Here is a 19,375-nt window from a genome sequence, read left to right as displayed (position 1 = left end):
TCACCGATGATATTGAATGAAAGACCGCTATCGCGAGCAGGCTCACTCCTACAAGGGGATGGCGGTGTCCTGTCGGGTTGGGCTTGCCCGATCCGGCGATTTGTTTGAAACTCCGCACCTCGTCCATCGCGGCGACCCTGGATCAGCAGACAGGGCAACACTGAGCTGGCAACCCTGAACCCCACTTTCAGAGGAGCCGGCCACAATGCCTGCGACCCATACCTGGTTAAAAAATCCCCTCGCCATTTTCACGGCCAACGCGCTCGATGCCCGTGGCGGTCTGGTGCTGCAAGACGGCGTGATCGTCGAAGTGCTGGCAGCCGGTCAGCAACCGTCCGCGCCGTGCAACGAAGTGTTCGATGCCCGCGAGCATGTGATCCTGCCGGGCCTGATCAACACCCATCACCACTTCTATCAAACCCTGACTCGCGCCTGGGCGCCGGTGGTCAATCAGCCGCTGTTCCCGTGGCTGAAAACCCTGTACCCGGTGTGGGCACGGCTGACCCCGGAAAAACTCGCCCTCGCGACGAAAGTGGCTTTGGCTGAACTGCTGCTGTCAGGTTGCACCACCGCCGCCGACCACCATTACCTGTTCCCGGACGGTCTGGAAAACGCCATAGACGTGCAAGTCGACACCGTGCGGGAACTGGGCATGCGCGCCATGCTCACTCGCGGCTCGATGAGCCTCGGCGAGAAGGACGGCGGCCTGCCGCCGCAGCAGACCGTGCAGGAAGGTCAGGTGATTCTCGACGACAGTCAGCGCCTGATTCACGAGTACCACGAGCGCGGCGATGGTGCGCAGATCCAGATCGCTTTGGCGCCTTGCTCGCCCTTTTCGGTGACCCCGGAAATCATGTCGGCCAGCGCCGAACTGGCGAATAAACTCGACGTGCGTCTGCACACGCACTTGGCGGAAACCCTCGACGAAGAGGATTTCTGCCTGCAACGTTTCGGCCTGCGCACCGTGGATTATCTGGACAGCGTCGGCTGGCTCGGCCCGCGCACCTGGCTGGCCCATGGCATCCACTTCAACCCGGATGAAATCGCTCGCCTCGGCCAGGCCGGCACCGGTATCTGCCATTGCCCGAGTTCGAACATGCGTCTGGCCTCCGGCATCTGCCCGAGCATCGATCTGACCGATGCCGGTGCGCTGTTCGGTCTCGGCGTGGATGGTTCGGCCTCGAACGACGCGTCGAACATGATTCTAGAAGCGCGTCAGGCGTTGTACATCCAGCGCCTGCGTTACGGCGCGGAGAAGATCACCCCGGAACGCGTGCTCGGCTGGGCAACCAAAGGCTCGGCGAGCCTGTTGGGGCGTACCGACATTGGCGAGCTGGCGGTGGGCAAGCAGGCGGATCTGGCGTTGTTCAAGCTCGATGAGCTGCGTTTCTCGGGCAGCCATGATCCGATTTCGGCGCTGCTGTTGTGCGGTGCCGATCGTGCGGATCGGGTGATGATTGGCGGCAAGTGGCGCGTGGTGGACGGCCAGGTTGAAGGGCTGGATCTGAAGGGTCTGATCGCCGATCACAGCCAGGCGGCTCGCCAGTTGATCGCCGGTACCTGATCCCAACACTAAACCCTGTGGGAGCGGGCTTGCTCGCGAAAGCGGTGTGTCATTCAGATTTAGCCTGCCTGACACACCGCTTTCGCGAGCAAGCCCGCTCCCACATTTGGATTTGTGTATGTCCTTAAAGGCCCAGCAGGGAGAGCATGATAAACGTCGCAAACAGCACAAAGTGCGTCATGCCTTCGATGGCATTGGTCTCGCCGTCATTCAGGTTGATCGCACTGACAATCAGCGTGATGAAGATCATCACCGTCTGCACCGGGGTCATCGCCATTTGAAACGGCTGACCGGTGTACAGCGCCATCGCTTCCATCACCGGCACGGTGAGGATCACCGTCGACAGTGACGCGCCCATCGCAATGTTCACCACCGATTGCATGCGGTTGGCCAACGCGGCACGCAACGCCGTCAGGATCTCCGGCGCCGCGGAAATCGCCGCCACCAGAATCGCCGTGATCACCGGCGGTGCACCGGTACCTTCCAGGCCCAGATCGAGGGACTTGGACATCACTTCGGCCAGTGCGCCGATCACCACCACGCCGAACACCAGAATGCCGATCGACCAGGTCAGGCTCAGCGGTTTCGGTTCATCTTCCACCGGCTCTTTCTTGCGGCGTTTATCCGGGTAGCTGTAGCTGAAAAAGTAACTGTGCGGCCCGACCTGCATGCGCAGGAACAACGCATAAAGCACCACCATCGCACCGATGGTGAACGCTGAATAAATCTTCCAGTTGGCCGCCGGAATAAACTCCGGCACCACCATCGATACGCCCATGGCGGTGAGGATCATCACGCTGTAGCTGCGTGCCGAATCATCGTTGTACGACTGCTCGCCGTGCTTGAGCCCGCCCATCAACGCGGCGAGGCCGAGGATGCCGTTGATGTCGAGCATCACCGCCGAATAGATCGTGTCCCGCACCAGCGTGGCGGACGCCTCGTTGCTCATCATGATCGCCAGGATCACCACTTCCACCAGCACCGCAGCGAGGGTCAGGATCATCGTGCCGTAGGGGTCGCCGACTTTTTCTGCGAGCAGTTCGGCATGATGGGCGACGCGCATCGACGCGGCGACGATGAAGGCGATCAGCACCAGACCGCAGACCAGCGCGACGATCTGGCCGCTGTGGAGCATCCAGTGTTCCAGCGGATAAGCGATGCACGCGGCAATCACCGCCAGCAGCAGAAAGCTTTCTTGCTTGAGGATCGTGAGCATGGCGGGCCTTTTTGCCGAGAGATTCGAATGAGCTACTGACTGCGGCGCGGCGCTAACGTTTCGTTACACCTTAGCGCACCAACCGATTGCAGCGGGTTTCAGGCATGCACTTTTATCGTTCCTGCCGGCCTCTTCGCGAGCAAGCCCGCTCCCACAGGGAATCGCATTCCAATGTGGGAGCGGGCTTGCTCGCGAAGGCCGCACTTCGGTTTTGGATTGTTTGTTGTCCTGTTGGTCAGCAATTTGCATTGCCCCTGACCACACACAACAAAATGGAGCTCCAATTCATGCAAATACGTCCGCTGCACAAACTGCTGTGCGCCGCCATCGGTCTGGGGATCAGCCTGAGCGCCAGCGCTGCCGATCCACTGAAGGTCGGTTTCGTCTACATCGGCCCGATCGGCGACCACGGCTGGACGTATCAGCATGAACAGGGGCGCAAGGCACTGGCGGAGAAATTCGGCGCGCAGATCAGCACCAATTACGTCGAGAACGTGGCCGAGGGCGCCGACGCCGAGCGGGTAATCCGCAATATGGCCAAGGACAACTACGACCTGATCTTCACCACCTCCTTCGGCTACATGAACCCGACGCTGAAAGTCGCCAAACAGTTTCCCAAGGTCACCTTCGAACACGCCACCGGCTACAAGCAGGACAAGAACCTCGGCACTTATCTGGCCCGCACCTACGAGGGTCGCTACGTCGGCGGTTTCCTCGCGGCGAAGATGACCAAGAGCAAGAAGATCGGCTACGTCGCCTCGTTCCCGATTCCGGAAGTGATCCGCGACATCAACGCCATCCAGCTGGCGCTGAACAAGTACAACCCCGGCACCGAGATCAAAGTGGTGTGGGTCAACTCGTGGTTCGACCCGGGCAAGGAAGCCGACGCCGCCAACGCCCTGATCGATCAGGGTGTGGACGTAGTGTTCCAGCACACCGACAGCCCGGCGCCGATTCAGGCCGCCGAACGGCGTGGCGTGTACGCCGTGGGTTATGCCTCGGACATGGCGCATTTCGGCCCGAAAGCGGTGCTGACTTCGATCGTCAACGACTGGGCACCGCACTACATTCAGGCCACGCAAAACGTGATCGACCACAGCTGGAAATCCCAGGACTACTGGGGCGGGCTGAAGGAAGGCACGGTTGAACTGCCGATCAGCGATCTGGTTCCGGCACCAGTGAAAGCCGAGGCCGAGCAGATCATTGCCGACATCAAGAGCGGTAAGTTGCAACCGTTCACCGGGCCGATCAAGGATCAGGCCGGCGTGGAGAAGATCCCTGCTGGGGTGAGCGCAACCAATGCCGAATTGGCGTCGATGAACTATTACGTGGAAGGGATGAAGGCCGAGATGCCGAAGTAATTCCGGCCCCACCACCATTCCCCTGTGGGAGCGGGCTTGCTCGCGAAAGCGGTGTATCAGCCAACGCATGTATCGACTGACACGGCCCCTTCGCGAGCAAGCCCGCTCCCACATTTGGATCTTCAGTGTTCTCAAGGATTGTGTATGGATCAGCTCCCGATCATCGACATCAGCCCGCTCTATTCCACCGACCAAAACGCCTGGCCCGCCGTCGCCGCACAGATCGACCAGGCCTGCCGCGAATGGGGCTTTTTCTACATCAAGGGCCACCCGATTTCCGCACAGCGCATCGACTCGCTGCTCGACCACGCCCAGCGTTTTTTTGCGCAACCGACCGAAGAAAAACTCAGGATCGACATCACCCAGACCCGCCACCATCGCGGCTACGGCGCCATCGCCACCGAACAGCTCGACCCGGACAAACCCAGCGACCTCAAGGAAACCTTCGACATGGGCCTGCACTTGCCGGCGGATCATCCCGAGGTGCTCGCGGAAAAACCGCTGCGCGGGCCGAATCGTCATCCGGCACAAGCAGGCTGGGAAGCGCTGATGGAGCAGCACTACCTCGACATGCAGGCCCTCGCGCAAACCTTGCTGCGGGCGATGACGATTGCGCTGGGGATCGAACGCGACTTCTTCGATTCGCGCTTCGTTGAGCCGGTCAGCGTACTGCGGATGATCCACTACCCACCACGCCACACCGCCAGCAGCGCCGAACAGCAAGGCGCCGGAGCGCACACCGATTACGGCTGCATCACCCTGCTCTACCAGGACAGCGCCGGCGGCCTGCAAGTGAAGAACATCAACGGTGAATGGATCGACGCGCCACCGATTGACGACACCTTCGTGGTCAACCTCGGCGACATGATGGCGCGCTGGAGCAATGACCGTTATCGCTCGACCCCGCATCGGGTGATCAGCCCGCTGGGGGTGGATCGCTATTCGATGCCGTTCTTCGCCGAGCCGCACCCGGACACCCGCATCGAATGCCTTCCCGGTTGCCAGGACGCACAGCATCCGGCGAAATATCCGACCACCACCTGCGCCGGATTCCTGCTGTCGCGCTTCGCCGATACCTACGCCTATCGGCGCGAGCCGCAAGCGGTGTGATGGATCGCTTGGTCAGGTTTTGCCAATTGTTTCGGCGCGCATCTGTAGAATGGCCGCCATCTGCACCTGATGAGAAAAGAATATGTACGATTGGCTCAACGCCCTGCCCAAGGCCGAACTGCACCTGCATCTGGAAGGCTCGCTGGAGCCTGAGTTGCTGTTCGCCCTGGCCGAACGCAACAAGATCGCCCTGCCGTGGAGCGATGTCGAAACCCTGCGCAAGGCCTACGCCTTCAACAACCTGCAGGAATTCCTCGACCTGTATTACCAGGGCGCCGACGTGCTGCGCACCTCGCAGGACTTCTACGACCTGACCTGGGCCTACCTGCTGCGCTGCAAAGCGCAGAACGTGATTCACACCGAACCGTTCTTCGACCCGCAGACCCACACCGACCGGGGCATCCCGTTCGAAGTGGTGCTCAACGGCATCGCCGCGGCACTCAAGGATGGCGAGCAGCAACTGGGCATCACCAGCGGTTTGATCCTGAGCTTCCTGCGCCACCTGAGCGAAGACGAAGCACAGAAAACCCTCGATCAGGCGCTGCCGTTCCGTGATGCGTTTGTCGCCGTCGGTCTCGACAGCTCCGAGATGGGTCACCCGCCAAGCAAGTTCCAGCGTGTGTTCGACCGCGCCCGCCACGAGGGTTTCCTGACCGTCGCCCACGCCGGTGAAGAAGGCCCGCCGGAGTACATCTGGGAAGCCATCGACCTGCTGAAGATCCAGCGTATCGACCATGGCGTACGCGCCATCGAAGACGAGCGCCTGATGCAGCGGATCATCGACGAGCAGATCCCGCTGACAGTGTGCCCGCTGTCGAACACCAAGCTCTGCGTGTTCGATCACATGTCGCAGCACAACATCCTCGACATGCTAGAGCGTGGGGTGAAGGTCACCGTCAACTCCGATGACCCGGCGTATTTCGGCGGCTACGTCACCGAGAACTTCCATGCGCTGCATGAACACCTGGGCATGACCCAGGATCAGGCCAAGCGCCTGGCGCAGAACAGCCTGGATGCGCGTCTGGTAAAACCGTAAGTACAAAGCAAATCCCCTCTGGGAGCGGGCTTGCTCGCGAAAGCGGTGTGTCAGTCGACATATTGGTTGAATGACACACCGCCTTCGCGAGCAAGCCCGCTCCCACAGGGTGCTGTGTTCAGCCAGCGATCTCTGCTTCAGTCAGCTCTTCCAGCGTCTTGCCCCGCGTCTCCATCCCGAACAGCCATACCACCCCCGCCGCAATCGCAAAGCACAGCGCGCCCAGCGCAAACACCCCGCCCTGCCCGGTAATCGGGAACACCAGCCCGGTCACCAGCGGCCCGAGCAACGAGCCGACACGGCCAATCGCCGAGGCAAAGCCCGAGCCTGTGGCCCGCGCCGAAGTCGGGTACAACTCCGGCGTATAGGTGTAGAGCACCGCCCACATGCCGAACAGGAAAAACTGCATCAGCAGCCCCGAGCTGATCAGCAACGCGACGTTGCCGCCGAACACCGCACTCTGCCCGTAGAGAAACGCCATCACTCCGCCGCCGAGCAACGTCACGATGCACACCGGTTTGCGCCCCCAGCGTTCCACCAGCCACGCCGCCATCAGAAACCCGGGAATCCCGCCCAGCGATATCAGCACGGTGTAATACACCGACTGGGTCACGGCGAAACCCGACTGTTGCAACAACGCACTGAGCCACGATGTCAGCCCGTAGAAACCGAGCAAAGCGAAAAACCACAGGCTCCAGATCATCGTGGTGCGCTGGCGATATTGCGGCGACCAGATCTGCTTGAGCGCCGAGAAGAAGTTGCCCGGCGGCGTCACTGTTCTTGGCAGGCGCACCGGCTCCGGCAGCGTCGCCCCCCCGAGCGACGTGCGCACGCGCGCCTCTATTGCGCTCAGGACCTTGTCCGCCGCCTCATGGCGTCCGGCTTGCTCCAGCCAGCGCGGTGATTCGGGGATAAAGAAACGGATCGCCAGCACAAACACCGCCGGCACCGCCAACACCAGGAAGATATCGCGCCAGCCAATCAACGGCAGCAGAAAGTACGACAGCACCCCGGCGGCAACGAAACCCAGCGGCCAGAAACCGTCCATCAATGCAATGTAGCGCCCGCGCCGCTGCGCCGGGATCAACTCCGAAAGCATCGACTGTGCAATCGGAAACTCCATGCCCATGCCGATCCCCAGCAGGATCCGGAACAGCGTCAGGCTCTCGACCGTTTGCGCGGTCGAACACAGATAACTGGCCACGCCCCACAACACGATGCTCCACTGAAACACCGGTTTGCGCCCGAAGCGGTCGGCGAGCATGCCCGACAGGGACGCCCCCAGCACCATGCCGAAAAAGCTCGAACTGGCGAGCAGGCCAGCCTGTGCACTGCTCAAGCCGAACTCGGTTTTGATCGAGCCGAGCAGGAACGTCATCATGGCCAGGTCCATGGAGTCGAAAAAGAACGCCAGGGCAATGATGATGAAAATGACCCGGTGATAACCGCTGAGCGGCAGCCGTTCCAGGCGTTCTGCCGCGCTGAAGTTTCGCGTATCCATGCCCATCCCCTCCGCAATGTGTGCGGATCGAGTGTGCGCGATAACGCCTCAGCGCTTTTTCTGGATACGACCTGTTCGCAGTCACAGGCGACGCCAGCGTCGAAGAGTCGGCCGGCGAACGCTCTATTACGCCAATTCCAGCTCGGTTTCCTTGGCGAACCGCTGGATTTCCCGCTGCCCGGCCGGGGTCACTTGCAAGGCTCGGGAGTCCTTGGGCAGCACCAGCCAGCCGGACTGCATGAACAGTTGCAGCACCGCCGCGCCGAGTGAACCGCCCAGGTGCGGGCGACGTTCACTCCAGTCCGGACAGGCGCACGCCACCTGAGCCTTGCGATGAGCGAGGGCCTGGATGAACACACCGCGGTTGGCCAGTTGCGTCGAGCCTTTGAGGGTCACCACGACCCGCTGCTCGATCTGTTCGAGCCAGCCGGCATCGAGCAGACGCTGATACAGATCGGCGGCCAGCGTGCCACCCAAATGATCATCGCAAAAGCGCGCACGCAGCAGTGAAGACGGCGCAGTCCGGGGATTGGCGCTCGGTGCCGAGCGTTTGAATACGTGAGGAATTTCCCGCGGTGCGCTGGCGATCGTGGCACTGGCCAGCGCTTCGATGGCCGCCGCGATCTCCGGGGCTGCCAGACGGAAAAAGCGCTTGCGCCCACGGACCTCGACTTTCAACAGGCCCCCGGCGGACAAACGCCCCAGATGCGCACTGGCCGAAGATGGCGACAACCCTGCCAGCAGCGCCAGCTCTTCGGTCTGGCGTGCCGAGCCATCCATCAACGCCCACATCATCGCACTGCGCTTGGGGTCGGCCAGCAGCGTGGCGATCTGGCTGATGCAAGGTGCATGTTCCATGTATTCACTCCCTGTTGAATCGTATCGTCTACTGCTCGAAGACATCTTGACCAGTAATGGGTCATCGGCCAAGACGGGTAAAACGCCATGAACCGGAGCAAGCCAGGCCGGTGCTGCGGCACCCGTCAATGGAGTGTCCGCGGCGTTTGTGCAGCGCTCGCCCGGCTCTGAAAAACCGGCCGGATTCAGTCCTGACCGGTTATCGGTGCAGGTTTGAGGCGGTCGCTAGTATAAGCGGGATGCACGCTGCTTCCTGCGCCGTGGCTGACACGAATGGTGATAGTTCCTGAGTGAAATTTCGCTAATTGCCTGCGACTAATGATCAACTTTCGGGAAATGGGGAAATTGACTACTCAATTCGGCGCATCGGCTGGCGAGCATTTCCCTCAAAAGGTTCACCGGCTTACTCAATTGTGCGCGATGGGCGCACAACAGATTCAGCGGAGCACGCTCACAGAGCAGCTCTGGCAGCAACACTTTGAGGCGCCCGGCGAGCACATCCGTGCCGACATCGAGCCACGATTTGTAGGCGATGCCCGCCCCCGCCACCGCCCACAACCGGACGACGTCGGCGTCATCACTGAAGCGATCACCACTGACCGTCAGCCCGACTTCACGTTTGCCGTCATGAAAACTCCAATGGTCGTGCACGCGGCTGCCGAGCATGTACAGCAGGCAATTGTGCTGCGCCAGTTGTTCGAGCTGACGCGGTTCGCCGTGGCGCGCCAGGTACGCCGGCGATGCGCAGAGCACGCGGCGATTGTCCGGAGCGATGGGCAGGGCCACCAGGCTCGAATCCTCGGGTTCGCCATAACGCAGGGCGATGTCCACCGGCTGGCGGAACAGGTCGGCGATCCGGTCACCGAGCAGCAGGCGCACGGTCAGCTTCGGATGCTCGCGCTGAAACTCGTCGAGCCATGGCAACAACAGGTTGCGCCCGAAATCCGAAGGCGCCGACAACTGCAGGATGCCGCTGACCTGATCCTGCGCGCTGGAGAGAAATCGCCGGCCTTCGTCCAGCGAACTCAACGCGGCCCGCGCGTATTCGAGGAAGCCTTCGCCCTCGGCGGTCAGACGCAGGCTGCGGGTCGAGCGCGCCAGCAAACGCACGCCCAGTTGCTGTTCGATGCGTTTGAGCGCGGCGCTGGCCACTGCCGCGGACATGTCCATCACCCGCGCCGCTGCCGACAGACTGCCCAGATCCGCCGCGCGAACGAACAACTGCAAATCGTCGAAACGCAGCATTCTCAGCCTCGATTATCAAAAAAACATTGAAAGAGACTGCTCTTTTAGCCGGTTTTATCGCGCCGAGAAATAGCCAATGATGGGTTCAAGCAAATTTATCCCGCGACTGGAGCCGCACATGTCCCAAGCATTCACCGCCATCGCCACACTGATCGCCAAACCCGGCCAGCAGGACACCCTCGAAAACGCCCTGCGCGCACTGGTTGAGCCGAGCCGCGCCGAGGAAGGCTGCAGCCAGTACGACCTGCACCGCGACCTCGCCGATCCGCTGACCTTTTATGTGATCGAACACTGGGCCAGCGAGGAAATCCTTTCGGCGCACAACGCCAGCGCGCATTTTCAGAACTTCCAGGCCGCCGCCGGCCACTGCATCGAACACTTCCAATTGAAACGTCTGGGCGCCATCGCCTGAGCCCTTCTTCTATTACCGTTACGGAGCAAGTCATGAAAGCCATCGCCTATTACGCCTCCCTGCCGATCAGCGACGAAAAATCCCTGCAAGACATCGAACTGCCGGAGCCGGTCGCCGGCCCGCGCGACCTGCTGGTGGAAGTCAAAGCCATCTCGGTCAACCCGGTCGACACCAAGGTGCGGCAGAACGTGGCGCCGGAAAACGGCGCAGCAAAAGTACTGGGCTGGGACGTGGCCGGTGTGGTCAAGGCTGTCGGCAGTGACGTGACGCTGTTCAAGGCCGGCGACAAAGTGTTCTACGCCGGCTCCATCGCCCGTGCCGGTGGCAACAGCGAACTGCACGTGGTCGATGAGCGCATTGTTGGTCACATGCCCAAATCCCTCGGTTTTGCCGAAGCCGCCGCGCTGCCGCTGACCGCGATTACCGCGTGGGAACTGCTGTTCGAACGCCTGCAGATTCGGGAGGGCAAGACCGATGAAGGTCAAAGTCTGCTGATCGTCGGCGCCGCCGGCGGCGTCGGTTCGATTCTTACCCAACTGGCCCGCCAGTTGACCGGGCTCAAGGTCATCGGCACCGCGTCCCGTGCACAGACTCGCGACTGGGTGACCGAGCTGGGCGCCGACCTGGTGATCGACCACAGCCAGCCGTTGAGCGAAGAACTGAAACGCGCCGGCATTGATCAGGTGACCCACGTCGCCAGCCTGACCCAGACCGATCTGCACCTGGAGCAACTGGTCGAGGCGCTGGCGCCGCAAGGAAAACTCGCGCTGATCGACGATCCGAAGTCGCTGGACGTGAGCAAGCTCAAGCGCAAGAGCCTGTCGCTGCACTGGGAGTTCATGTACACCCGCTCGCTGTTCGAAACCCCGGACATGATCGAGCAGCACAAACTGCTCAACCGCGTGGCCGAGCTGATTGATGCGGGGACGCTGAAGACCACCGTCGGCGAGCATTTCGGCACGATCAACGCGGCGAACCTGCGACGTGCGCATGAGCTGCTGGAAAGCGGCAAGGCCAAGGGCAAAATTGTTTTAGAAAGTTTCTGAAAATCCGAACGTCGTCATCGGCGCCAGTCCTTTCAAGGGCTGGCGCTGTTGTTTGCCGTCAGTCAGATGCTCGCTCGTTGTCACAAATCCGATCGTATTCAGGTCTACACTCGAAGCCTCTGCGATGCATCTTTTACACAAGGGAGGTCAGTAATGAAGATCCTGATAAAAGAAGTGGCAAAGTCCCAATGGCAGGTTCGCCTGGACCAGCACGCCGTGACCTTTCGCAGTGAAGCCGAGGCGCTCGCCTTCACCCGCACCCTCGAAGCGCGCCTGCACGCGCCCCATCGGATTCCCGACCCCGGACAGCAACGCGCCGTCGGCTGAGGCAGTCAGGCTTCGGCCTGTGCTTGCGCCAACGCCCGGGCATTCTGCAAATGCCGGGTGTACATCGCGACGCTCACCACCAGCAACCCGCACAGGCTGATGACCATGGCCATCGGCATGGCGCTGCCATCGTGCAGAACGCCCACCAGCGAAGCCGCGCCGGAAGCCACGCTGAACTGCAGGCAGCCCATCAGTGCCGACGCACTACCGGCACGCGCACCCTGGCCGTTCATTGCACACGCCGCTGCGTTGGGCAGGATGCAGCCGAGGCTGGCGATACACACGAACAACGGGATCAACAGCGGCCACAACGCTTCGGTGTGCAGCGAGCTGACCGCGAGCAAAGAAACCCCGGCCAACAGATACACCCACACCGCCCGTGCCAGCAGGAATGCCGGACCGCGCTTGGCCAACAGCCGTGCGTTGACCTGGGCCACCAGAATGAAACCCGCCGCATTGGTGCCGAACAGCCAGCCGAAATGCTCGGCCGGTACGCCGTAGAGCTTGATGAAGACGAACGGCGAACCGGCGATATAGGAAAACATCCCGGCGACTGCGATACCGCCGGTCAGGGCGTGGCCGAGAAACACCCGGTCGCCAAACAGCCGGCCGTATTGGCGCAACGCACCGGACAACGGCTGGCGCGGCACGTAGTCCGGCAGACTTTCCGGCAGACCCAGCGCTACAGCCAGGCCGGCCAGTGCGCTGAAGCCAGTCAGTGCGAGGAAGATCGACTGCCAGCCCGTGGTGTTGACCAGCAGACCGCCGAGCAACGGCGCGAGAATCGGCGCCAGGCCCATCACCAGCATCAGTTGCGAAAAGACTTTCGCCGAACCGACCGCATCACACTTGTCGCTGACCACCGCCCGGGAAATCACCATCCCCGCGCAGCCACCCAGTGCCTGAACGAAGCGCGCGCCGATCAGCCATTCCAGATTCGGCGCGTAGGCGCAAGCCAGCGAGGCCAGGGTAAACAGCCCGACACCGACCAGCAGCGGCAGGCGACGCCCAAACCGGTCGGCCACCGGGCCATACAACAACTGCCCGATCGACAGACCGGCGAAATAGGCTGCCAGGGTCAGCTGGACGTGCTTTTCATCGGTGCCAAAAGCCAGCGCCATCGACGGGAACGCCGGCAAATAAAAGTCGATCGCCAGCGGACCGAAGGCGCTCAAGGCACCGAGAATGAGAATGGTACGGAAGTTCATCAGGCATCCAGGTGGGATAGAAGTCGGCAGCCCGACAGTCTAGCCGCGCTGAGACACCTTGAACATTCCGATAGCTCGCTAACTATTAGAAATCAGATGACCTACACCTGAAACCTGTGGCGAGGGAGCTTGCTCCCGCTGGACTGCGCAGCAGGCCCAGTGTTTTTCAATTGGAAAAAAGGGCCGCTTCGCGACCCGGCGGGAGCAAGCCCCCTCGCCACAGGGGATTTATCGTTATCAGGCGAGTTTTACCCGGTAGCCCTCTTCGCTGATCACCTCGATCACCTGCTCGGGGCTGAGCGAACTCTCGACGCCGACTTCTTTCGCGGCCAGATCGACCCGCACGCTGGCCGCCGGATCCTTCGCTTGCACCGCGCTGGTGATGGCTTTGACACAGTGGCCGCAGGACATGCCTTGAACGTTGAACACTTGCATGGATTTGACTCCTTTGAGTGAGGTTGCCGGCAGTGTCGAGCTTGCCACCATGGCAAGGTCAAGTTCTGCAGAAACCTGCCGGGCTGGCAATCGGCGTCGCGCTCAGCCAAGCTGCGTGCATCAATGACTCAAATTCAGGAGATTCAGCCATGCGCTGGTCAGCTTTCAGCCTGTTTGGCTTGCTCAGCCTGTTCGCCGCCCTGCCCCAGGCCAACGCGACCGGTGAGGACTACGCCGTTCTGATCATCTCGCGCGAGCGTCTGGAAGTGCCGACTTCCTGTGAGATTGGCGTGTACGTCAATGATCAACTCGCTGGGCGCCTGCTGCAGGAAGAGACTACTTCCTTCAACCTGCCCCACGGCACGCTTTCCATTCGTCTGAAGCAATTGCCTGGCCAGGCGCCGGGTTGCCAGGCAGGCATGCTCGCGCCGCCCGCGCAGGAGATCTCGCTCAAGGCCGGCGATGTGCTCAAATACCGGATCGCGGCAAATGCGAAAGGCTTGTACCTGCGACCTGCCGCCCTCGAATACTAAGCAAAGCTCCAATTGTGGGAGCGGGCTTGCTCGCGAATGCGCTGTGTCATTCAGCGATGATGTTGACTGACACACCGCCTTCGCGAGCAAGCCCGCTCCCACACTGGTTTTGTAGTGAGTCAAATATTGGCGCTTGACCTTGCCCGCGTGGCAAGGTTGATCCTTGTAGGCATCTTCTACAGGGAGTAAGACCGATGTCCGATTCCATCACTTTCGATCTGCCGATTGCCGGCATGACCTGCGCCAGTTGCGCCGGGCGTGTCGAGCGGGCGTTGCGCAAAGTCAGCGGCGCCAGTGCCGTCAGCGTCAATCTCGCCACCGAACAGGCCCGCGTCCAGGCGCCTGGTGACAGCTTGCCGGCGTTGATGGAGGCGGTTGAACGCGCCGGTTACAGCGTGCCGCAGCAGACGGTGGAGTTGAGCATTGACGGCATGACCTGCGCTTCGTGCGTCGGTCGCGTCGAGCGCGCCCTGAACAAAGTCCCCGGGGTGAAGAGCGTCAGCGTCAACCTCGCCAACGAACGCGCGCACCTCGAATGGCTCGGTCAGGTCGATATTCAGTCGCTGCTCGATGCTGTGAGCAAGGCCGGCTACTCGGCCAGCGTCTGGCAAGCCGAACATCCGGCCACCGATAACCAGCAACAGCGCCTGCAACATGAGCGCTGGGCGCTGATCTGCGCGATCGCCTTGGCCTTGCCGCTGGTGTTGCCAATGCTGCTGCAACCGTTCAGCATTCACTGGATGCTTCCGGCCTGGGCGCAATTCGCCCTCGCCACCCCGGTGCAATTCATTTTCGGCGCTCGTTTTTATGTCGCCGCGTGGAAAGCCGTGCGCGCAGGGGCCGGTAACATGGACTTGCTGGTGGCCCTCGGCACCAGCGCCGGTTATGGCTTGAGCCTGTACGAATGGGCCACCGCCGCCGGGCGCATGCCGCATCTGTATTTCGAAGCCTCGGCGGTGGTGATCGCCCTGGTGCTGCTCGGCAAATACCTGGAAAGCCGCGCCAAACGCCAGACCGCCAGCGCCATCCGCGCCCTCGAAGCCTTGCGCCCGGAGCGGGCGATTCAAGTCATCGACGGTCGTGAACAGGACGTCGCGATCAGCGCCCTGCGCCTCAACGATCAGGTCTTGGTCAAACCCGGTGAACGTTTCCCGGTAGACGGCGAAGTACTTGAAGGCCAAAGCCACGCCGACGAAGCGCTGATCAGCGGCGAAAGCCTGCCAGTGCCAAAACAGCCGGGCGACAAGGTCACCGGTGGTGCGATCAACGGTGAAGGTCGCCTGCTGGTGCGCACCACCGCCCTCGGTGCGGAAAGTGTATTAGCGCGGATAATCCGTCTGGTCGAGGACGCTCAGGCGGCAAAAGCACCGATCCAGAAACTGGTGGATAAGGTCAGCCAAGTGTTCGTGCCCACCGTGTTGCTGATCGCCCTCGCCACCCTGATCGGCTGGTGGCTGTACGGCGCGCCTATGGAAACCGCATTGATCAACGCGGTCGCTGTGCTGGTGATTGCCTGTCCGTGTGCCCTCGGTCTCGCCACGCCGACGGCGATCATGGCCGGCACGGGTGTGGCTGCGCGTCATGGCATTCTGATCAAGGACGCCGAAGCGCTGGAACGTGCCCATGCAGTCGACAACGTGGTCTTCGACAAGACCGGCACGCTGACTTCCGGCACCCCGCGTATCGCCCATTTCAGTGCGCTGGATGGCGATGAAAATACTCTGCTGACACTGGCCGGCGCCCTGCAACGCGGCAGCGAGCATCCGCTGGCCAAAGCCGTGTTGGACGCGGCCGCCGAGCGTGACCTGAGCGTGCCGGATGTCAGCGACAGCCAGGCCCTGACCGGACGCGGTATCGCTGGCACGCTTGATGGTCGGCGCCTGGCGCTGGGCAATCGGCGCTTGCTGGAAGAAAGCGGCCTGAGCGCGGGCAATCTCGCCGAGTCCGCCAAGGCCTGGGAAAGCCAAGGCCGAACCCTGTCGTGGCTGATCGAGCAAAGCCCGGAACCGCAAGTGCTCGGACTGTTCGCCTTCGGCGACACGCTCAAGCCCGGCGCACTGCAAGCGGTGCAGCAATTGGCCGCCCGAGGGATCCACAGTCATCTGCTGACTGGCGACAACCGTGGCAGCGCGCGCGTGGTGGCCGAGGCGCTGGGCATTGAAAATGTTCACGCCGAAGTGCTCCCCGCCGACAAAGCCGCGACCGTCGCCGAACTGAAGAAAACCGGGGTGGTGGCGATGGTCGGCGACGGCATCAACGACGCCCCTGCACTGGCGGCGGCCGACATTGGCATTGCCATGGGCGGCGGTACCGACGTAGCGATGCACGCCGCCGGCATCACTCTGATGCGCGGCAATCCACGGCTGGTGCCGGCAGCGCTGGAGATCAGCCGCAAGACTTACGCGAAGATCCGCCAGAACCTGTTCTGGGCCTTCGTCTACAACCTGATCGGCATTCCGCTGGCAGCGCTCGGCTTCCTCAATCCGGTGCTGGCCGGTGCGGCGATGGCGCTGTCGAGCGTCAGCGTGGTGAGCAATGCGCTACTGTTGAAAACCTGGAAACCGAAGGATCTGGAGGAGCACCGATGAACATCGGCCAAGCGGCCCGGCACAGTGGCCTGAGCGCAAAGATGATCCGCTATTACGAGTCGATCGGCCTGCTCAAGGCTGCCCATCGCACCGACAGCGGCTACCGGGTCTACAGCGACGATGACCTGCACACCCTGGCGTTCATCAAGCGTTCGCGGGACCTGGGCTTTTCCCTTGAGGAAGTCGGCAAGCTGCTGACCCTGTGGCAGGATCGCCAGCGTGCCAGTGCCGATGTGAAAGCGCTGGCGCGTCAGCACATCGACGAGCTGAACCAGAAGATCCGCGAGCTCGGCGAGTTGCGCGACACCCTGCAGGACCTGGTCGAGCACTGTAATGGCGACCATCGCCCCGACTGCCCGATCCTCAAGGAACTGGCGTCGGGCTGCTGCGCGCAACCCGCCCGCGCCTGAGCGCCAGCAGCTTCACGGTCAACAGCGTACCGAGCGGGATGCCGTGGAACAGCATGACCACGGTACCCGGTGTCCACCAGCCGTAAAACGGCGCGGCAACCAGCATGCCGACGCCGAACCCGGTCATTTGCAGCAAGGTCAGGAAACTGAAAATCGGCAGGCGCAAATGCTCCGGTTCACGCTGCAGACGCGACATCAGGCTGACTTCGGAGAAACCGTCCCCCAGCCCCGCCGGCAGGGAAAACAGCAGCAGACCGTAAAGGCTGTGCTGCTGGAACATCAGGATAAAACCGCAGGACATCAATGCCACGCCGAGGAAATACCGTCGCTCCAGATCACGGTTATCCGTGTCTTTGAGGCGACTGGCAATCCGTGCGCCGAGCAGTTTGCCGCTGGCCCATACCGCCAACATCAGACCCAGCGTGGTGCTGGCCGAATCAGGGGTCAGCAGTCTGGAGATGATCGGGAATCCGACGTTGTGCGCGGCACTGCCCAAGGTGTCGGCCATGGTCACGGCAAGCATCGCGGCGATCACCGGAGCGCTGCGCAGGCCTTGTTTCAGAGCTGACCATTCGCCGCGTTCGCTGGTCGATTGTTCGCTGACTTCTGCAGCGGCGAAGCGCAACGGTGCAATCAACAGCGCCGCCAGCACATAGGTCAGTGCGTTGAGCGCGAATACCGTTTCGAAACCGAAGGCCGCCACCAGCAAGCCGGACACCAGGCTGCCGCCGACCATCGCTGCGGATGACGCCGAGGTGATCCAGGCATTGGTTTTCAGTAGCTGCGCCGATTCGATCAGCCGTGGCAACTGGCTGTTGAGGCCGATGGCGAACATCGAATTGCCAAAGCCCAGGCCGAAAGCGATCACCGGCAACAGCAACGCCTGCTGGCTCAGCGACAGGATCAACAGCAGGCCAAGCAACGCCGCGCGCAGCAGATCGAAAGCGATCAACGGCACCCGGCCACTCCAGCGCCGATAGAAGCGCGTACCGATCAGACTGGCAAAAATCCCCCCGCCAACCCGACTGGCGAGGAACACCCCGACGCTCATGGCGCTGTTGCTTAGCAGGTAAACGTAAGTCGCCAGCGCGACCATGTTGAGGAAGGCGCCGAAATCGGAGATCAGCCGGGCGGTGATGATGAGGCGGGCGTTCACATTCAATCCTTGAGTGTGCGAGGGCGGACAAGATTCCCACACACATTTCAAGAACACCACAAATCCCTGTGGGAGCGGGCTTGCCCGCGAAGGCAATGTGTCAGCCAACAAGGATGGCGGCTGATACGGCCCCTTCGCGAGCAAGCCCGCTCCCACAGGGGGATCTGCGGTGGTTCTGGAAATGCGGCAGGCACAAAAAACCCGGCCGAAGCCGGGTTTCTGTTCAAGCGCTTACTGCATCCACGGTGGCGGCGGTGGTTCGTCGGACTTGCCCTTGGGCTCGTCATCCGCCGCACGGATCGCCTGCTTGCGCTCTTCGTCGAGCCGCGCCGCTTCAATCTCGCGCAATACACCGCCAACGTCGGCCAGATCTTCCGGATCGTCGAACTCACCGGTCAGCACGCTGTTGGGGTGCAAGGTGCCGGCTTCGTACAACGCCCACATTTCCTTCGCGTAGCGGGTCTGCTTCAGCTCCGGGGCAAAGCGCCCGAAGTACGACGCCATGTTGCCCACATCGCGCTCGAGCATGCTGAACGCGTGGTTGTTGCCGGCGGCATCCACCGCCTGCGGCAGGTCGATGATCACCGGGCCGGTCGGGGTCAGGAGCACGTTGAACTCCGAGAGGTCACCGTGCACCAGACCGGTACACAACATCAGCACGATCTGCGAGATCAGGAACGCGTGATATTCGCGGGCCTGATCCGGCTCCAGCACCACGTCGTTCAGACGCGGCGCGGCATCGCCATATTCGTCGGCCACCAGCTCCATCAGCAGCACGCCATCCAGAAAGTCGTATGGCTTGGGCACTCGCACGCCGGCACCGGCCAGACGGAACAGCGCCGCGACTTCGGCGTTCTGCCAGGCGTCCTCGGTCTCCTTGCGACCGAATTTCGAACCCTTGGCCATCGCCCGCGCCTGCCGGCTGTTACGCACCTTGCGGCCTTCCTGATACTCGGCTGCCTGGCGGAAACTGCGTTTGTTCGCCTCCTTGTAAACCTTCGCGCAACGTAACTGGTTACCGCAGCGCACCACATAAACAGCTGCTTCTTTACCACTCATGAGTGGGCGCAGCACTTCGTCGACCAGACCGTCTTCGATCAGGGGTTCAATGCGTTTTGGAGTCTTCATCAGCTTTTATTGTGGGTCCTTTATTACCAAACACGCGAATGTCACTCGTTATACGGCAATCCTCGCGCTACGGGGAGGGGTTGCCGACCTGTGAACCCTGTGGATGCACACACTGTGCCGAAATAATCGAGCTTTGCCGATCATAGCCGAGCCCACCTTACTTGTAGCTATCGGCCGTCAAGGGCATTTGCGACAGAATCTGACATTGGCATTCATTTCCCCTGTGGGAGCGGGCTTGCTC

General features: G+C 61.8%; 18 protein-coding genes. 10 read left to right on the top strand and 8 right to left on the bottom strand.

What is annotated here, in order from left to right:
• Positions 1–205: 205 nt before the first annotated feature.
• Positions 206–1,564, top strand: coding sequence for an 8-oxoguanine deaminase (locus ACOYXI_RS22880; RefSeq protein ID WP_461675333.1), 1,359 nt, complete (start codon positions 206–208; stop codon positions 1,562–1,564).
• 124 nt (positions 1,565–1,688) lie between these two features.
• On the opposite strand, the gene ACOYXI_RS22875 is transcribed toward ACOYXI_RS22880, so the two are convergent.
• On the bottom strand, positions 1,689–2,780 hold the full coding sequence (locus tag ACOYXI_RS22875) for a calcium:cation antiporter (protein WP_461675332.1): 1,092 nt from the start codon (positions 2,778–2,780) through the stop codon (positions 1,689–1,691).
• 287 nt (positions 2,781–3,067) lie between these two features.
• Here ACOYXI_RS22875 and ACOYXI_RS22870 point away from each other — a divergent pair, with 287 nt between their 5' ends.
• The 3 genes from ACOYXI_RS22870 (at position 3,068) to ACOYXI_RS22860 (ending at position 6,287) form a co-directional block, all read left to right on the top strand.
• Positions 3,068–4,141, top strand: coding sequence for a BMP family ABC transporter substrate-binding protein (locus ACOYXI_RS22870; protein ID WP_461675331.1), 1,074 nt, complete (start codon positions 3,068–3,070; stop codon positions 4,139–4,141).
• A 144-nt stretch (positions 4,142–4,285) separates the two neighbouring features.
• Positions 4,286–5,251 (top strand): 2-oxoglutarate and iron-dependent oxygenase domain-containing protein, encoded by a 966-nt coding sequence (locus tag ACOYXI_RS22865; protein ID WP_461675330.1) that lies wholly within the window; start codon positions 4,286–4,288, stop codon positions 5,249–5,251.
• A gap of 82 nt (positions 5,252–5,333) precedes the next feature.
• Positions 5,334–6,287 carry an adenosine deaminase gene (locus ACOYXI_RS22860; RefSeq protein WP_003221371.1) on the top strand — a complete coding sequence of 318 codons (954 nt, stop codon included), beginning with the start codon at positions 5,334–5,336 and terminating at the stop codon, positions 6,285–6,287.
• 118 nt (positions 6,288–6,405) lie between these two features.
• On the opposite strand, the gene ACOYXI_RS22855 is transcribed toward ACOYXI_RS22860, so the two are convergent.
• The 3 genes from ACOYXI_RS22855 to ACOYXI_RS22845 all read right to left on the bottom strand — a co-directional run bounded on the left by ACOYXI_RS22855 (position 6,406) and on the right by ACOYXI_RS22845 (position 9,891).
• The gene (locus ACOYXI_RS22855; RefSeq protein WP_139053432.1) at positions 6,406–7,788 is read right to left on the bottom strand and encodes an MFS transporter; all 1,383 of its coding nucleotides are present in this window, start codon (positions 7,786–7,788) and stop codon (positions 6,406–6,408) included.
• Positions 7,789–7,914: 126 nt separating this feature from the next.
• On the bottom strand, positions 7,915–8,646 hold the full coding sequence (locus ACOYXI_RS22850) for an ArsR/SmtB family transcription factor (RefSeq protein WP_097089938.1): 732 nt from the start codon (positions 8,644–8,646) through the stop codon (positions 7,915–7,917).
• A 315-nt stretch (positions 8,647–8,961) separates the two neighbouring features.
• Positions 8,962–9,891, bottom strand: coding sequence for a LysR family transcriptional regulator (locus ACOYXI_RS22845; RefSeq protein WP_027613634.1), 930 nt, complete (start codon positions 9,889–9,891; stop codon positions 8,962–8,964).
• Between the two features lie 118 nt (positions 9,892–10,009).
• Between ACOYXI_RS22845 and ACOYXI_RS22840 the strand changes: the two genes are divergently transcribed.
• From ACOYXI_RS22840 to ACOYXI_RS22830, 3 genes are all read left to right on the top strand, one after another.
• Positions 10,010–10,303 (top strand): putative quinol monooxygenase, encoded by a 294-nt coding sequence (locus tag ACOYXI_RS22840; RefSeq protein ID WP_096794850.1) that lies wholly within the window; start codon positions 10,010–10,012, stop codon positions 10,301–10,303.
• A 32-nt stretch (positions 10,304–10,335) separates the two neighbouring features.
• Positions 10,336–11,349 carry a zinc-binding alcohol dehydrogenase family protein gene (locus ACOYXI_RS22835; RefSeq protein ID WP_461675329.1) on the top strand — a complete coding sequence of 338 codons (1,014 nt, stop codon included), beginning with the start codon at positions 10,336–10,338 and terminating at the stop codon, positions 11,347–11,349.
• A 153-nt stretch (positions 11,350–11,502) separates the two neighbouring features.
• A complete protein-coding gene (locus ACOYXI_RS22830) occupies positions 11,503–11,676 on the top strand; it encodes a hypothetical protein (RefSeq protein ID WP_166496092.1) in 174 nt (57 codons plus the stop codon).
• Between the two features lie 5 nt (positions 11,677–11,681).
• On the opposite strand, the gene ACOYXI_RS22825 is transcribed toward ACOYXI_RS22830, so the two are convergent.
• Together ACOYXI_RS22825 and ACOYXI_RS22820 are read right to left on the bottom strand one after the other, a co-directional pair.
• Entirely contained in the window at positions 11,682–12,884 is a 1,203-nt protein-coding gene (locus ACOYXI_RS22825) for a multidrug effflux MFS transporter (protein ID WP_183783570.1), read from the bottom strand.
• A gap of 237 nt (positions 12,885–13,121) precedes the next feature.
• Entirely contained in the window at positions 13,122–13,319 is a 198-nt protein-coding gene (locus tag ACOYXI_RS22820; protein WP_095138221.1) for a heavy-metal-associated domain-containing protein, read from the bottom strand.
• A gap of 149 nt (positions 13,320–13,468) precedes the next feature.
• Here ACOYXI_RS22820 and ACOYXI_RS22815 point away from each other — a divergent pair, with 149 nt between their 5' ends.
• The 3 genes from ACOYXI_RS22815 to cueR all read left to right on the top strand — a co-directional run bounded on the left by ACOYXI_RS22815 (position 13,469) and on the right by cueR (position 16,850).
• Positions 13,469–13,852, top strand: coding sequence for a hypothetical protein (locus ACOYXI_RS22815; protein WP_098967073.1), 384 nt, complete (start codon positions 13,469–13,471; stop codon positions 13,850–13,852).
• 194 nt (positions 13,853–14,046) lie between these two features.
• Positions 14,047–16,440 (top strand): heavy metal translocating P-type ATPase, encoded by a 2,394-nt coding sequence (locus ACOYXI_RS22810; RefSeq protein ID WP_461675328.1) that lies wholly within the window; start codon positions 14,047–14,049, stop codon positions 16,438–16,440.
• Positions 16,437–16,850, top strand: a complete 414-nt coding sequence (gene cueR / locus ACOYXI_RS22805) for a Cu(I)-responsive transcriptional regulator (protein ID WP_007962968.1) — start codon at positions 16,437–16,439, stop codon at positions 16,848–16,850. The genes ACOYXI_RS22810 and cueR overlap by 4 nt, the downstream gene beginning before the upstream one ends.
• On the opposite strand, the gene ACOYXI_RS22800 is transcribed toward cueR, so the two are convergent.
• Positions 16,804–18,006 (bottom strand): MFS transporter, encoded by a 1,203-nt coding sequence (locus tag ACOYXI_RS22800; protein WP_461675327.1) that lies wholly within the window; start codon positions 18,004–18,006, stop codon positions 16,804–16,806. The genes cueR and ACOYXI_RS22800 overlap by 47 nt on opposite strands.
• A 231-nt stretch (positions 18,007–18,237) precedes the next feature.
• The gene (locus ACOYXI_RS22795) at positions 18,238–19,134 is read right to left on the bottom strand and encodes a PA4780 family RIO1-like protein kinase (RefSeq protein ID WP_003221347.1); all 897 of its coding nucleotides are present in this window, start codon (positions 19,132–19,134) and stop codon (positions 18,238–18,240) included.
• Positions 19,135–19,375 lie beyond the last annotated feature (241 nt).

The organism is Pseudomonas sp. G3-19 (genome assembly GCF_054855875.1).
The sequence above is the reverse complement of the archived record's forward strand: the minus strand, read 5'-3'. Positions and strand labels throughout refer to the sequence as shown.

Bases quoted from the DNA above. Each gene is read 5' to 3' on its own strand.
- ACOYXI_RS22880 (WP_461675333.1), top strand. From the start codon at position 206: ATGCCTGCGACCCATACCTGGTTAAAAAATCCCCTCGCCATTTTCACG.
- ACOYXI_RS22875 (WP_461675332.1), bottom strand. From the start codon at position 2,780: ATGCTCACGATCCTCAAGCAAGAAAGCTTTCTGCTGCTGGCGGTGATT.
- ACOYXI_RS22870 (WP_461675331.1), top strand. From the start codon at position 3,068: ATGCAAATACGTCCGCTGCACAAACTGCTGTGCGCCGCCATCGGTCTG.
- ACOYXI_RS22865 (WP_461675330.1), top strand. From the start codon at position 4,286: ATGGATCAGCTCCCGATCATCGACATCAGCCCGCTCTATTCCACCGAC.
- ACOYXI_RS22860 (WP_003221371.1), top strand. From the start codon at position 5,334: ATGTACGATTGGCTCAACGCCCTGCCCAAGGCCGAACTGCACCTGCAT.
- ACOYXI_RS22855 (WP_139053432.1), bottom strand. From the start codon at position 7,788: ATGGATACGCGAAACTTCAGCGCGGCAGAACGCCTGGAACGGCTGCCG.
- ACOYXI_RS22850 (WP_097089938.1), bottom strand. From the start codon at position 8,646: ATGGAACATGCACCTTGCATCAGCCAGATCGCCACGCTGCTGGCCGAC.
- ACOYXI_RS22845 (WP_027613634.1), bottom strand. From the start codon at position 9,891: ATGCTGCGTTTCGACGATTTGCAGTTGTTCGTTCGCGCGGCGGATCTG.
- ACOYXI_RS22840 (WP_096794850.1), top strand. From the start codon at position 10,010: ATGTCCCAAGCATTCACCGCCATCGCCACACTGATCGCCAAACCCGGC.
- ACOYXI_RS22835 (WP_461675329.1), top strand. From the start codon at position 10,336: ATGAAAGCCATCGCCTATTACGCCTCCCTGCCGATCAGCGACGAAAAA.
- ACOYXI_RS22830 (WP_166496092.1), top strand. From the start codon at position 11,503: ATGAAGATCCTGATAAAAGAAGTGGCAAAGTCCCAATGGCAGGTTCGC.
- ACOYXI_RS22825 (WP_183783570.1), bottom strand. From the start codon at position 12,884: ATGAACTTCCGTACCATTCTCATTCTCGGTGCCTTGAGCGCCTTCGGT.
- ACOYXI_RS22820 (WP_095138221.1), bottom strand. From the start codon at position 13,319: ATGCAAGTGTTCAACGTTCAAGGCATGTCCTGCGGCCACTGTGTCAAA.
- ACOYXI_RS22815 (WP_098967073.1), top strand. From the start codon at position 13,469: ATGCGCTGGTCAGCTTTCAGCCTGTTTGGCTTGCTCAGCCTGTTCGCC.
- ACOYXI_RS22810 (WP_461675328.1), top strand. From the start codon at position 14,047: ATGTCCGATTCCATCACTTTCGATCTGCCGATTGCCGGCATGACCTGC.
- cueR (WP_007962968.1), top strand. From the start codon at position 16,437: ATGAACATCGGCCAAGCGGCCCGGCACAGTGGCCTGAGCGCAAAGATG.
- ACOYXI_RS22795 (WP_003221347.1), bottom strand. From the start codon at position 19,134: ATGAAGACTCCAAAACGCATTGAACCCCTGATCGAAGACGGTCTGGTC.